We start from the raw sequence: 14,084 nt of genomic DNA, 5'->3' as shown, positions 1-14,084 counted from the left end.
TAGTTTAGAAAGAAGGTAATTACATGTCTACTGATGTCGCTACTAAAGATAAGGTCGTCAGCAAAGGCTATAAGTATTTTATGGTTTTCCTTTGTATGTTAACCCAAGCCATTCCTTACGGGATTGCTCAAAATATTCAACCTTTGTTTATCCACCCTTTAGTTAATACTTTTCACTTTACCTTAGCATCATATACATTAATCTTTACGTTTGGGGCAGTTTTTGCTTCAGTTGCTTCGCCATTTATTGGTAAAGCATTAGAGAAAGTTAATTTCAGACTTATGTATTTAATCGGTATTGGTCTTTCCGCTATTGCCTATGTAATCTTTGGAATTAGTACAAAACTACCAGGATTCTATATTGCCGCTATCATTTGTATGATTGGCTCAACTTTTTATTCCGGTCAAGGTGTGCCTTGGGTTATTAACCACTGGTTCCCTGCAAAAGGACGTGGAGCTGCTCTAGGAATTGCCTTCTGCGGTGGCTCAATTGGTAATATTTTCTTACAACCTGCAACGCAAGCTATTTTAAAGCACTTTATGACTGGTAATACTAAGACCGGTCACTTGACTTCAATGGCACCATTTTTCATCTTCGCAGTTGCTCTATTAGTAATTGGTATAGTTATTGCCTGCTTTATTAGAACTCCTAAGAAAGATGAAATCGTTATTTCTGATGCTGAGTTAGCTGAAAGCAAGAAAGAAGCAGAATTGGCTAAAGCTAAGGAATTTAAAGGCTGGACTAGTAAACAAGTTTTACAAATGAAATGGTTCTGGATTTTCAGTCTTGGTTTTCTAATTATTGGCTTAGGCTTAGCTTCCTTAAATGAAGATTATGCAGCCTTTCTTGATACTAAACTTTCACTAACCGATGTTGGTCTCATTGGATCAATGTACGGTGTTGGTTGTTTAATTGGAAATGTTTCCGGTGGATTCTTATTTGATAAATTTGGTACTGCTAAATCAATGACCTATGCTGGCTGCATGTATGTTTTATCCATCTTAATGATGGTTTTGATCAGTTTTCAACCTTATGGCGCTCACGTAAGTAAAATTGCAGGTATTGCTTACGCTATCTTCTGTGGTTTAGCCGTATTTAGCTACATGTCTGGTCCTGCATTTATGGCTAAGGACCTCTTTGGTTCAAGAGATCAGGGTGTAATGTTAGGATACGTTGGTTTGGCTTATGCGATTGGATATGCTATTGGTGCTCCATTATTCGGAATTATTAAAGGAAAAGCCAGCTTTACAGTCGCTTGGTACTTCATGATTGCCTTTGTAGCAATTGGTTTTATCATCTTAGTATTTGCTGTTATTCAAATTAAGAGAAGTCAAAAGAAATACATCATTCAGCAAGAAACTAAAACTACTACTGAATAAATAAGGAGGATTTTAAAATGTGTACTGGTTTAAGATTTACTGATGATCAAGGAAATCTATACTTTGGACGTAACTTAGACGTTGGACAAGATTATGGTGAAGGTGTAATTATTACACCTCGCAACTATCCTCTTCCATATAAATTTTTAGATAATACAACTACTAAAAAGGCTGTTATCGGCATGGGAATTGTAGTCGATGGCTATCCTTCTTACTTTGACTGTTTCAATGAAGATGGTTTGGGAATTGCTGGTCTAAACTTCCCGCATTTTGCCAAATTCAGTGACGGTCCAATCGATGGAAAAATTAATTTAGCTTCTTACGAAATTATGCTCTGGGTCACCCAAAACTTTACTAAAGTCAGCGACGTAAAAGAAGCTTTAAAGAACGTTAACTTAGTTAATGAAGCCATTAATTCATCGTTTGCAGTTGCTCCTCTTCACTGGATTATTAGTGACAAAGATGAAGCTATTATTGTCGAGGTTTCAAAGCAATACGGAATGAAAGTCTTTGATGATAAGCTTGGCATTCTAACTAACAGCCCAGACTTTAATTGGCACCTTACTAATCTCGGCAACTATACTGGATTAGATCCACATGACGCTACAGCTCAAAGCTGGAACGGTCAAAAAGTTGCTCCATGGGGCGTTGGCACTGGCAGCTTAGGTTTACCAGGTGATAGCATTCCAGCAGATCGCTTTGTTAAAGCAGCTTACTTAAATGTTAATTATCCAACTGTTAAAGGTGAAAAAGCTAACGTTGCCAAGTTCTTTAACATCTTAAAGTCTGTTGCGATGATTAAAGGCAGCGTAGTTAACAAACAAGGTAGCAATGAATACACTGTCTATACTGCTTGCTATTCTGCTGCTACTAAGACTTATTACTGCAACTTTGAAAATGATTTTGAATTAAAGACTTACAAGTTAGACGATAAAACAATGAACGCCGATAAGCTAATTACTTATTAAATTAATTTCTACAAAAATACTAATAAAAAAATTCAGAGCTTAAAAACTCTGAATTTTTTGTTTAATCATCTTTTTCTGATTTAATAACTTTCTTAGAAATAGCATCAATTTCTACTTCATGTTTACTTGAACCTGATTCAACAGTTACATCCCAAATGACTTTATCCTGATCCATTTTTAGAGTCCATTCTTTAGCAGTGCTATTTTTAACTTCTTTTTCTGCTATTTCACTTGCTTGATCACGAGAAATCACCTTATCTAAATCAAGTCCTTTTTGCAAACGTTCATCTAAGTCTAATTTTTCAGAACTAGATTTGACTTCTTTTCCACTTATAGCATTAATGGTCATTTCATATTCTTTATCTTTATCAAATCCTGTAATTTCATAAAAGTACTTATTACCATCTAATTTTAGATCTATTTCTTTTAATTTTTTATCAGAATACTTTTTATCAAATTTATTTATTGCTTCAGTTTGACTAAGTTTAATCTTACTTCTTCTTGCTGTATTTTTTGTATTACTTGCCTTATCTTTAACGGTCTTCTTTACACTTGATTGCTTAGTTTTACTAGTTGAATCATTATTGTTGCAAGCCACTACTGAGATTCCTAATGTCCCTATTAAAGCAGTTGCTGCTAGCAGTTTACTTATTTTTCTCTTCATGGCTTTTCTCCTTAAATTAATAAAGCTATATTTACTATTAATTATATAGGATACATACCTTGAAAGCGATTTATATGCTTAAAAAGTCCATGCGATAGCTTCAATATAGAAGCTATCGCATGGACTTTTTATCGTTATTCACCCTTAAAATTGCCATTTTCAACTTCACGAATGAAGTCAGCTAAGTGCTTATAATAAACGTCAGGGTTATCAACCATATGATGGTGTCCACCATTAGGCGTAGTAACAAGACGTGAATTTGGTATTTCTTTTTGCATAATTTTAGCAGTAGAAATTGGCATTGTCTCATTTTCACCAAAAGTAATTAATGTTGGTACCTTAATATTCTTAAGTTGATCTCTAAAATGCCAGTCTTTAAGCTTACCAGTAATAACAAATTCATTATCACCTTGGAAGACATTATAAACTGCGCTGCCACCTAAGTCTTTTAAGTGATAAAGCTTTGATGGTTGCTTTCGATCCACAAAATTAATATTTAAAATTTGCACATCCTCTTGGTAGCGTTGATTATCATAATCATTATTCTTTTCGCATTCATGCATGAAGTCAATTTCTGTTTGTGGAAGAACTTCTTGTCTTCTTCTGTTAACTGAATCAACATATTCATCAATCTCATCAACCATTGATGAAATAATTGCACCCTTTAAGTGCTTGCCATATTTAACAGCATATTCTTGAACTAAAAGACCGCCCCAACTTTGACCAATTAAGTAAAAATTATCTAAGCCAAGTTTTTCACGAACTTCATCAACTTCATCTAAGAAATATTCATAAGTTAAATATTTTTGGGCAATTTCTGGATCAGAGTAATCTGGTTGATCTGAATATAATGAACCTAATTGATCATACATAGTAACTTGTACATTCAATCCTTGTTTCTTTAATTGGTCTGCAGCATCTTCCCAATACTCATGGTTGCCACCAGGTCCACCATGAAGCGCTAATAAGTGAATATCGCCTTCACCTTGAGTATTAGTCCACAAGTGATAACCGTTGTCTAAAGTAATAATTTTAGTACCAGTTTTCATAAAATTCTCCTTTTTTAGTTTTTATTTTATATTTTAGCTCATTTACTTCTTAATTCCGATATGAATTGCACCCGCACCTAAATTTAATTTATCTACATGCACATTTTTAAATCCATTTTTTATAAGCATTGCTTTTAAATGCTCCGCAGAAACAAATTTGGCGGTAGTATGAGACAAATATTGATAATCAGATACATTAGCACCTAATAATTTTGCAAAGCTAGGAAATAACTTAAAATAGCTCTTCCATCCTAACTTAACAAGCGGGTTGGTTGGCTGCGATGTTTCTAACACTCCCACTTTACCAGTTGGCTTTAATACTCGATAGATTTCTTTCAGGACTTGATTTGCATCAGGAACATTCCGTAAGCCAAAACCAATCGTTACTATATCAAAGCTCTGATCTGGGTATGGCAATTCCATTGCATCCCCTTGCTTTAATTGAATTTCTTTTTGTAAATCTTGCTGGCGTATTTTCTGCTCAGCTAAATCAAGCATTTCTTGGTTAAAATCAAGTCCAATTACATTTCCTGACGGACCAACTTGTTTTGCCAAAGCAATCGTGATATCGCCAGTACCACAACATAAATCTAGGGCAAATTCACCCGGTGCTACTTTTAATTCTTTTAGAAATTTCTTGCGCCAACCTTTTTGCGTACCTAAGCTAATTAAATTATTCATCTGATCATAATGCAGAGCTACCCGAGTAAATAAATCATGCACATCTTTTTCGGGCACTTTATTGGTTAAACTCATTTTTATCACCTAGCTTCATTATCCCAACAAAAAAGCTATGATTCAAATGAACCATAGCTGAATTACTATATTTTATTAGCTTTACGGCGCCAAAAATGAATCAAGACACTGATAACTAATCCTAAAATTGTTGGTACAACCCAAGATAAGCCAATATTGGCTAAAGGTAAATATTGCAAGCGAATCTGACTTACTACTTTATAAAACTGTGTTCCAGAAATTGGTGCAGGCAAGTTAGTAATTAAATCAAAAATCGCTGGAACTAGAGTTAAAAGCATCGTAATTTTGTATACTACCATGTCGTCTTTAAATAGCGGTGAACATACAGATAGAATAATTAATACAATAGCCAAGGGATATAAAAACATTAAAACAGGAAGCGACCAATGAATGATTTTTTCCAAGCCCAAATTTGCTGTAGCTAACGAACCTAGACATCCGATTGTTAGCCACCCCTTATAGCTAATCTTTGAATAATGGGCACTGAAATCTAAGGCAAAAGCCGCCAAGACCCCAACTGCGGTAGTTAAACAGGCTAAAAAGATTAAAACAGCTAACAACGCCTGCCCAAAAATACCAGCATAATATTTAACGATCTCTGAAAATAAAATACCGCCATCACTCGCTATTTTAAAATGCCCCAATGACATCGCACCAATAACGATTAATAAAGTATAGATTACACCAATTGCAATAACTGCAATTAACCCAGACTTAGCAGTCATTTTAGCAGTTTTCTTTTCATCATTATTAACTAGCTCTTTAATCGCTGTTACTACAGTAACCCCAAAGGCTAAACCAGCTAAAGCATCCATAGTATTATAGCCCTCTAAAAAGCCTTTAACTATCGCACCGTTCATATATTCTTTAGTAGTTGTAGCCATATCAGGATTACCAAGCGGGCGAGCAAACGCAATTACAAAGACAATAAAAAGCAAAATTAAAAAGATCGGATTCAAAACCTTACCTAAAGAAGAAAGAATATCACTCTCGTTATAGGCAATCACATAAACTATGGCAAAAAAGATAATCGTAAAGACAATCAAACCAATTCCATGAAATTGCTTAGGCAAAAGCGGTGCAATCCCCACAGTATAAGATACAGTGGCATTTCTTGGTGCTGCAAATAATGGACCGATTGCTAGCTGCATTAAGGTCATGAAAGAAAGAGCAAAGATCTTTCCTACTGGTAATCCAATTTGATAAACACCATTACTGCGAGTAATTGCAACTGCAAGAAGTGAAAGTAAAGGTAAGACTACCCCTGTAATTGAGAAGCCAATTGCTGCTGGTCCCCAATTTTTACCAGCAAGCTGACCTAAATGAAGTGGGAAAATTAAGTTTCCTGCGCCAAAGAACAGTGCAAAGATCATTGATGCTACAATTAAGTACTGTTTTGTAGTTAGCTTTTTTTCCTGCGCTTCTCTCAATTCAAGTCCTCCAAAAAAATCAAGTATTTTTAGTATTTTAGCAAAAAAACGTTGCAAACTCCAGTGTTTACAACGTTTTAATCTATCTATACTATTTTTCTAATTCATCAATAGCACTGTTTGCGGCAATTCTACCAAAAGTAAAAATATCAGCAAGAGAATTTCCACCTAGGCGGTTGCCGGCATGAATACCACCAGCTACTTCACCAGCCGCATACAAACCAGAAATTTGCTTGCCAGTTTTATCTAAAACATGCGCGCCAGTATCAATCTTTAAACCACCCATTGTATGGTGAATGGCTGGCTTTCTTGGCGTAGCATAAAATGGTGCTACCTCGCATTTTAAGTTAAAGGCGGACTTTTCAAAATCAGGATCTTTTCCTGCATCGACATATGAATTATATTTCTTAATTGTATCGACTAAAGTATCTGCATCCATACCGATTTGTTTAGCTAACTCTTCTAAACTATCTGCTCTAAATAAGGTACCTGCTTTAACTTGCGCATCAATTGATTCTTGCGTTGTGTTATAAGCAGTATCTTTGATCTTGTCATCGGCAATTAAGTAGAATAAACCGCCATTGTCAATCGCTGCCTTAGTTAAAACATCGCGTTCTGCAAACTCATTTACGAAACGCTTTCCCTTTTGATTGACCATAATATAGTTTTCTGGAGGAGTTTGAAGACCAGTAAATAATTCACCAGTCTTAGGATCAGAAACAGGCATCATTTGAATAAAGCCCATTCCAACCAAATCTGCGCCTGCTTCCTTACCAAGGCCAATCCCGTCACCAGTAATAGCTGGAGAATTAGTAGTCGCAATATTATCATCAATATGTTTCCAGTAAGTATTGTATTTTTGAACCATTGGCGTATTTGCACCAAATCCTCCAGCAGTTAAAATTACTGCCTTGGCATGAATAGTAATTTTACTGCCATCGGGTCTTTTTGCAATTACACCGCAAACTTTGCCATCTTCAATAATTAAATGCTTAGCACGAGTATCGGTTAAAATTGTGCCACCATGTTCTTTTACCCAGTCACCTAAAACATGAATAAAAGCATAACCCATTGGCTCAACTGGCTTGTGTCCTCTTCTCCATAAAGCACCAACCGGCATTGTCACTTGGCTACGATCAAAATCTACTCCTAAATCTGCCAGCCAGTGAACTGAATCTAAAGCATTATCAACCAATTCTTTAACTAAGGCATAATTTCCATGAATTTCATTACCCTTCAAATCTGTACGTTTACCACCTAAATAAGTTTGAATTTCATGAAGTAATTTTGAATCAAATAAGTAATTAGCTCCAGAAGCAACATATTTTTTTATCTGCTTTTGCAACTCTTTAAAATCCGTTTGATATTCTGGATCAATTTTTTCAACTGGAGTTGCTGCCAATTCTTCAAGAGTTTCCTTTTCACCAGCTAAAGCTTTAAATTGCTTTTGCCAATCAGGTTCAGCCGCATTCATTGGACCACCTGCACGACTGGTATTACCACCAATTTGTGGGAATTTTTCAAGCACAATAACTTTTTTATTATGTTGGATGCTTCTTGCTGCTGCAGCTAAACCGGCACCACCAGCACCTACAATTGCAACATCAGTAGTATACGTTTCATCTTTTTCTCTTTGTTCTGCAGGCTTAGCACGTTTCTTCCATTCATCAGGATCACCACCAGCTTCACTAATTGCAGCGGCTACTCCGTCAATCACACCATGACTAGAAATAGTGGCACCACTGACGGTATCAACATTTAAAGTCTGATTTTTAACAATTTCCTCTGGCAAACGTCTAAAGACTTCGTCTGCCACACCTTTAGTTTCGCCCTTAGCGTCTACCTTAATATCTTCAATTTTATCTTCAGAGAGGGTTACTTCCATAGGCATGAAACTTGCGCCATGGCCCTTAGCTCTTACTTCATACTTTCCTGATTTCATAATTCTAATGCCCTTTCTTAAACCTTTTTCATACCTAAATTATAGGTGATTGAAACGCACTGCTTAAATATCTTTTTTGTAACTTACCAATAACAAATTTGTTATAGCTAATTTACAGTAGAGAATATTACCTGATAATTGCTTGCAGGTTTTTATTCTTAAATTCTCTAATTAGATTTTTTAGAGCCTTTGATTTAGTTTTTTCCCGCCTAGATGCAATAAAGAAAACGACATTAATTAGGTCATGGCTAATAGGAAACAAATTAATGGGTGTCTCACCAATTCGTTTAATAATACTAGCAGTGGAAATTGTGAGCCCCATCCCATGAATTGCCAAACTAGTAGCCGTAATAATACTTTTAGACTCTAAAATCACTTTGGGCTCTAAGTGAAACCTTTGAAACACGCCATTCACTTGATGGCGAATTGCAGAACCCGGAACGCTTAAAACGAACGGCTCTTGTAGTAACTCTTTTAGATCTAATTCATGTGGATCAAGTATAAACTTTCCAGCTTGATAATAAGGAGAAGCTGGTGAAATTACGATATAATACTTTTCCCCACCATTACTAACAATATCTAGGCTTGAATCAATTGCTTCAGGAGTTTGTCCAATGTAGCAATCAATATTTCCACTTAGCAAGTTCTTTTCATTTTCCCTAGGGAAATTTTCGAAAAGCTGAATCTCTACTTGCGGATTTTGCTTTAAAAAATCTGGCAATATTTCTGGTAGCAAATACGTTCCTAAACTTTCTAGAATACCAATTTTGATAATTTCCTTATTAGGGTGTGTATATTTAGCAATCTTTTTATTTAATTGCTGTTTATCGTAAGAAACATTTTCTAGATATTGGTAATAAAGTAGCCCTGCTTGCGTTAGTGAATATGGCTTTTTATCTCGATTAATAATTGGAGTACCTAAATGACTTTCAATTCTTTTGATCAGTTGAGTTAAATATGGTTGCGAAATATATAATTTTTTAGCAGCTTTGACAAAGCTATCTTCTTTAATTAAAACGTCAATGAAGTACTGTATTTCTTCAGGATTATTCATTCTTTTTTATTCCTTAAGTCATTAAATTTAATAAAACAAAAGAGCTATGGATACCTCAAATTTACCATAGCTCTTTTGCTTTACACTTCTTACTTGAATACATCTTAAATGTAATCTTATTAATAACTTTTTACAAGTAAAAAGTTTATTTTATTAATATTTTTTAAACTTTCATTTATTCTACTTAAAAGTGGCGATGATAATGATAAATCACCAGTGGCAGAATCGTAACAATCATGCAAAGCCCAATCATCGTCCAAACATAAACCCCTCTTAAGTATGTTGGCGTACCTTGAGCAGGAATAAATGAAATAAAGAAAGCAACTACAGTTATTACCAGGGCAATAATCGCAATCGTAATGCCTAACGCTTTATTTTTAGTCATATAATAACTACGCTTTAAGTTTCCATGCTTTATTTTCAAAACAATATAAGAAATTAACATCAAAATATAAACCATTAAATATTGCGCAGTAGTTGCTGCTAAAGAAACATTAAAGGCAAAATCTGAGTTCTTTCCACTGGTAAAAGTAATTAAAACAGCCGATGCCGTTACAATCAAAGTCTGTAAAACAATTAATCTCATCGGAACATCACGATTAGTAGATTTTGCAAAAAATTTAGGCATATAACCTTCTTTAGCTGCTTCAAACATTCCCTGACTAGGACCAGCAAGCCAATTGCCTAATTCCCCAATAATACCCGCTGCCAATAACACACCGATAAATTTTTTAATTAAGTCGCCAGGTAAACCAATTGAATCTAAAATTTTTCCGAAAGTATAAACAAAGCCAGTTGAATTTTGAATTTGATCTTTAGGAACTGACATTCCAATTGCCGTACTACCTAATAAATCAAAAGAAATAGCAGTGATCGCTAGAGCAAGCATAACTGTAGAATACTTCTTTGGATTTTCTAAGTATTTAGCATGTGGTGCAGATGCTTCACCACCACAAAAGGCAAGTACAAATGGCACAAAAGCTACTAAGGTAGTCCCAGTTAAATGATGTGGAATAATATTATCCCAGTTTAAATGCATATATAAGGGACGGCCTTGAATTAAATATATAAAGAACGTAACGATTAGTAAAATGACTGGTAACGCAATTCCTAATGCAAATAACCATTCTGCAATATGACCAATCTTTTTAACTCCAACCATTTCAACAATAGTAATTGACCAGATAATTACCATCATCAGTAAAAATCTAATACTTGGTGTTGTATTAAACCAAGGAGTATTAAAGGTAATCGACAATGCACCAATAATAACGTACATCATCGTATTCATCCCAACTGTAATATGAATCCACTGATAAAACATTGCGGTCCAGCCAGCACGATCTCCCAGCGATCCCTTTACCCAGGTGAAAATTCCACCCTTATCCCAGCCATCAACAGAAGCCATTTCTCCTGCCATCTGCGTAATTGGTACAAACCATATTAACCCAGCTAATAGTAAATAAAAGACTGCGGTTGGTCCAGTTTTTCCAAAAGGAGCTAGTTCATTAACTGAAATAACCATCGATGAAGTCATCGCAAATAACTTCAATGCTGTTAGTCGATTATACTTTTCATCCTCTTCTAATTTAGTCAGCGATTCGCTTTTATCAGACACAATATTTCCTCCGAAAAAGTTTTTTCGAAAATTAATTATACACTTCTTCATAAAAATTGGTCTAAAAATTTTGCAATAAAAAAACTAGATTTGCTTAAACAAATCTAGCCTTCTATCTTCTATTTCATCCACGGAAATATATGCTTCAAAACCTTATGATCTTGCTTCTTTTTTTGATCAGAATTAGCTGCTTTTGGCTTTTCTTCTATTTTAGAAGTTTTTTCAGCTTGCATCTCTTTCTTAGGTTTTACCTGCTTTACTTTTTTGACAGCGACTGTGAAGGTAGCAACCCTTCTTTGATCTTCTTCAAAATACTTGCTTGCACCTTTGGGATCAAAACCATTGTAAACAACTTCATAGCCTTTCTTTTTGAGCTCTTCAACTTGCTTACTCGTGTTATATAAGTCAGTAATTTTATCACCAACATTTCCACTTAAAACACCAGAAGATGCAATTTGAATTGCATTGTTATTCAAATCAACAAATGTAACAATAGCTTTTCTTCTCTTGCCACTAACTGGAAGAGAGACGACGTTTGAAGATTCGTTCTTTCCATCAATTGACTGAATCTCAGTTTTCAAGTTCTGAGCTGAGCTAAGTTCTTTAATTTCAGTAAAAGTATAATAAGTAACTTTAGTATCACGACTCGGATCTTTGACAACGATCGAAGAATCTTGCGCCATATAGTTCAATAATCGTGGTACAGGTTGCTCCATCAGAACCTTTGTCGCATCTGTTGGATCAGTGATATAAGTTGGACAATCTGCATATTCGATTTTTTCGCCTTTAGAGTTTACTGGTACAATTTGACCGTTTCTCTGGTATTTTACCTCTACATCAATATCTTCCTTATCAATCTCACGGGCTTTAACTTGATACTGATCCGCATGATAGCCATCAACTACTGGCGTTACAGCTGCACTATATTCTTTCTTATCAACGCTCCAGTCAGTAGTATATTTTCCGTCTTCAATCACTTTTCCATTATTGTCATTTACTGTCAAAGACCTGCGCCAGCGTGCACCCTGAACTCGATCAGCTGGTGTTTCTTCATTAGCACCTACATAATGAATAGTTTCTTTAACAGGAATACTATAGTTGTACGGTTTAACAGCTCGATATGGGTGTTCACTATCAACTAAGACATAGTGTGGTTTTAAGATATAGATAACTTTAATATCCTCTGCTGGATCCTTAATTAAAACTGATTCTTCAGTACGACGGTAGCCTTTGATTTCAGGAACTTCTTCAGTTGCTAAAACTCTAGTTGGATCTGTTAAATCATTAAGAAATGGGATTGATTTCGCTTTAGCAATTTCTTTTCCATCTTCATCAACCGGAATAATAGCACCATTCTTTTGGTACTTAACCGTCGCGAAAAGATCACTTTGCGTTACATCATGCTTAGCAACAACACCGATATCAGCAGTAAATCCAGAAATTACTGGCGTATCTACAGCTTCAAAGTATTCTTTATCTGGCTTCCAATCAGTAGTATATTTTCCATCCTCTAAAATTTCTTTTGTTACTTCATCGTAAGTGATATTTCTATTCCACTGAACAGTTTGAATAGAATCCTTAGGATTTTTATCTCCTGCTCCTTCATAGCGAACTATTGCCGTAGCAGTACGACGATATGAACCAGGGTTAACATCAAAATGAGAGTTATCTTTGTTAATAGTCACATACTTATGCTTCAAAAGATATTTAGCTTCAAAATCTTTTGCTGGATCAATTCCAGTAAGATCAATCTCTTCTGGCTCATACTTTTCATCTTCTAAGCTGTTCTCTGGCAAGGATACTAAAGTTGGATCATCTTTATCTGAAACAAAATGTAATTTTGGTAAACTATCGATTTTTTGTCCATTTTTGTCAATTGGAATCACATAGCCATTTTTTACATATCTAATCTTTTCAGTTATATTAGCTAGTCTTACCTTTTCTTCGGGTATTTCTTTAATACGAGTATGATATCCACTAACTACTGGTACAGAAATTGCTGAGTACGATTCCTGTTCTGGCTTCCAATCAGTAGTATATTTTCCGTCTGCGATAACACGCTTTGTAGCTGCATCGACAGTAAGATTTCGATTCCAATTTACTAACTGAACTACTTCTTCTGGTGTTTTATCCTCAGCACCAGCATAAGAAATAACGCGTTTGCTTGTCTTATGATATTCTGTTTCATCAATCCCATCGAGTGGATTTTCTGCATTTACCAAGACTTGCTTATGCTTTAAGGTAACGATAAAGGTTTGGACATATTCATCACTAGTATCAAAAAATTGGACATCGCCGTTAGCGTCAAAGCCATTACTTACAACTTCATATCCCTTTTCACCTAGCTTTTTAAGTTGATCGATAGTACTATAGTTAATTTTAGTGTTAGGTTTTCCAGTTAAAAGTTCAGATTCTACAATCTCTTCATTATTACTATCAATGTCAAGATACTTAACTTCAGCCTTTTGCTCTTTATTAGAAATATGCTCATTAACCTGATAAGTAATAGTATATTCACGGTTAGGATTATCAGCAGTGACTGCCTTACCTCCGACTAATACTTGATCAGGAATGTAACCTAAAATGCTCGGGGCGGCAACTACGGGAAAAGACTGTTCAACTTTTTCCCAGCCTTTGCTACCGATTTTTTTACCAGTTACTTGATCGTAAACCAGGATTTGATTAAAAGTAATTGTTGATACTTCATCTCGCGGAGTTCGACTTCCTGCACCAACATAATGAACAGTTTGTGTTCCCTTTACTTGTAAATCTTCAAGTTTACAGCCGTATTTTAGATCATCAGCAGTCACACGTTCTCTGCCATGTTTAAAAGTAATCATGTAGCTGTCTTGATCTCCACTAAATACTGGCGCTTTTTCTTTATTATCAAAAGGATTATTAACTAATACATATCCTTGCTTTGTTAACTCTTTTATTTCATCTGTCGTACTATAATTAATTATTTCGCCGATATTCCCTGTAAGACTTCCAGAGTTTGAAAGCTCGGCTAAGTTATTATCTAAATCGGTATACTTGATAACCACGGATGCGGCTTTTTCACTTAAACTATTCATACACTAGCTGCCCCTTATTAAAGCGAATTACTCTCTATCATTGTATGTCTTTTCCTACCTTATATACGTATTATTTACAAATATAATGTATTAAAAAAGAGCGCTGAGAATCAAGTCTCAACGCCCTTTTTATTAGCTAATTTGAAAAAG

General features: G+C 35.1%; 10 protein-coding genes. 2 read left to right on the top strand and 8 right to left on the bottom strand.

The annotated features are described in order from the left end of the window. The first annotated feature begins 23 nt into the window (after positions 1-23). Together LpgJCM5343_RS00275 and bsh are read left to right on the top strand one after the other, a co-directional pair. Complete coding sequence (locus LpgJCM5343_RS00275) at positions 24-1,379, top strand: conjugated bile salt MFS transporter (RefSeq protein ID WP_020807279.1); 1,356 nt, start codon at positions 24-26, stop codon at positions 1,377-1,379. Between the two features lie 17 nt (positions 1,380-1,396). Beyond that, positions 1,397-2,347, top strand: a complete 951-nt coding sequence (gene bsh / locus LpgJCM5343_RS00270) for a choloylglycine hydrolase (protein WP_077959309.1) — start codon at positions 1,397-1,399, stop codon at positions 2,345-2,347. 61 nt (positions 2,348-2,408) lie between these two features. Here bsh and LpgJCM5343_RS00265 read toward each other — a convergent pair whose 3' ends face one another. The 8 genes from LpgJCM5343_RS00265 to LpgJCM5343_RS00230 all read right to left on the bottom strand — a co-directional run bounded on the left by LpgJCM5343_RS00265 (position 2,409) and on the right by LpgJCM5343_RS00230 (position 13,934). After that, the gene (locus LpgJCM5343_RS00265) at positions 2,409-3,011 is read right to left on the bottom strand and encodes a PepSY domain-containing protein (RefSeq protein ID WP_077959308.1); all 603 of its coding nucleotides are present in this window, start codon (positions 3,009-3,011) and stop codon (positions 2,409-2,411) included. A 134-nt stretch (positions 3,012-3,145) separates the two neighbouring features. Further along, a complete protein-coding gene (locus LpgJCM5343_RS00260; protein ID WP_003657423.1) occupies positions 3,146-4,060 on the bottom strand; it encodes a prolyl aminopeptidase in 915 nt (304 codons plus the stop codon). Between the two features lie 42 nt (positions 4,061-4,102). Beyond that, positions 4,103-4,816, bottom strand: coding sequence for a bifunctional demethylmenaquinone methyltransferase/2-methoxy-6-polyprenyl-1,4-benzoquinol methylase UbiE (ubiE, locus tag LpgJCM5343_RS00255; protein WP_077959307.1), 714 nt, complete (start codon positions 4,814-4,816; stop codon positions 4,103-4,105). A 65-nt stretch (positions 4,817-4,881) separates the two neighbouring features. Next, complete coding sequence (gene brnQ / locus LpgJCM5343_RS00250; RefSeq protein ID WP_035430123.1) at positions 4,882-6,246, bottom strand: branched-chain amino acid transport system II carrier protein; 1,365 nt, start codon at positions 6,244-6,246, stop codon at positions 4,882-4,884. A gap of 91 nt (positions 6,247-6,337) precedes the next feature. Beyond that, positions 6,338-8,188, bottom strand: coding sequence for a flavocytochrome c (locus LpgJCM5343_RS00245; RefSeq protein WP_077959306.1), 1,851 nt, complete (start codon positions 8,186-8,188; stop codon positions 6,338-6,340). Positions 8,189-8,315: 127 nt separating this feature from the next. Further along, complete coding sequence (locus LpgJCM5343_RS00240) at positions 8,316-9,242, bottom strand: LysR family transcriptional regulator (protein ID WP_101890890.1); 927 nt, start codon at positions 9,240-9,242, stop codon at positions 8,316-8,318. A gap of 184 nt (positions 9,243-9,426) precedes the next feature. After that, positions 9,427-10,860 carry an APC family permease gene (locus tag LpgJCM5343_RS00235; RefSeq protein ID WP_474063850.1) on the bottom strand — a complete coding sequence of 478 codons (1,434 nt, stop codon included), beginning with the start codon at positions 10,858-10,860 and terminating at the stop codon, positions 9,427-9,429. A 119-nt stretch (positions 10,861-10,979) separates the two neighbouring features. Then, positions 10,980-13,934 carry a mucin-binding protein gene (locus tag LpgJCM5343_RS00230; RefSeq protein WP_101890888.1) on the bottom strand — a complete coding sequence of 985 codons (2,955 nt, stop codon included), beginning with the start codon at positions 13,932-13,934 and terminating at the stop codon, positions 10,980-10,982. Positions 13,935-14,084: the final 150 nt, after the last annotated feature.

It is taken from the genome of Lactobacillus paragasseri (assembly GCF_003584685.1).
GTDB lineage: Bacteria > Bacillota > Bacilli > Lactobacillales > Lactobacillaceae > Lactobacillus > Lactobacillus paragasseri.
This window is presented reverse-complemented; position numbering and strand designations above follow the sequence as displayed.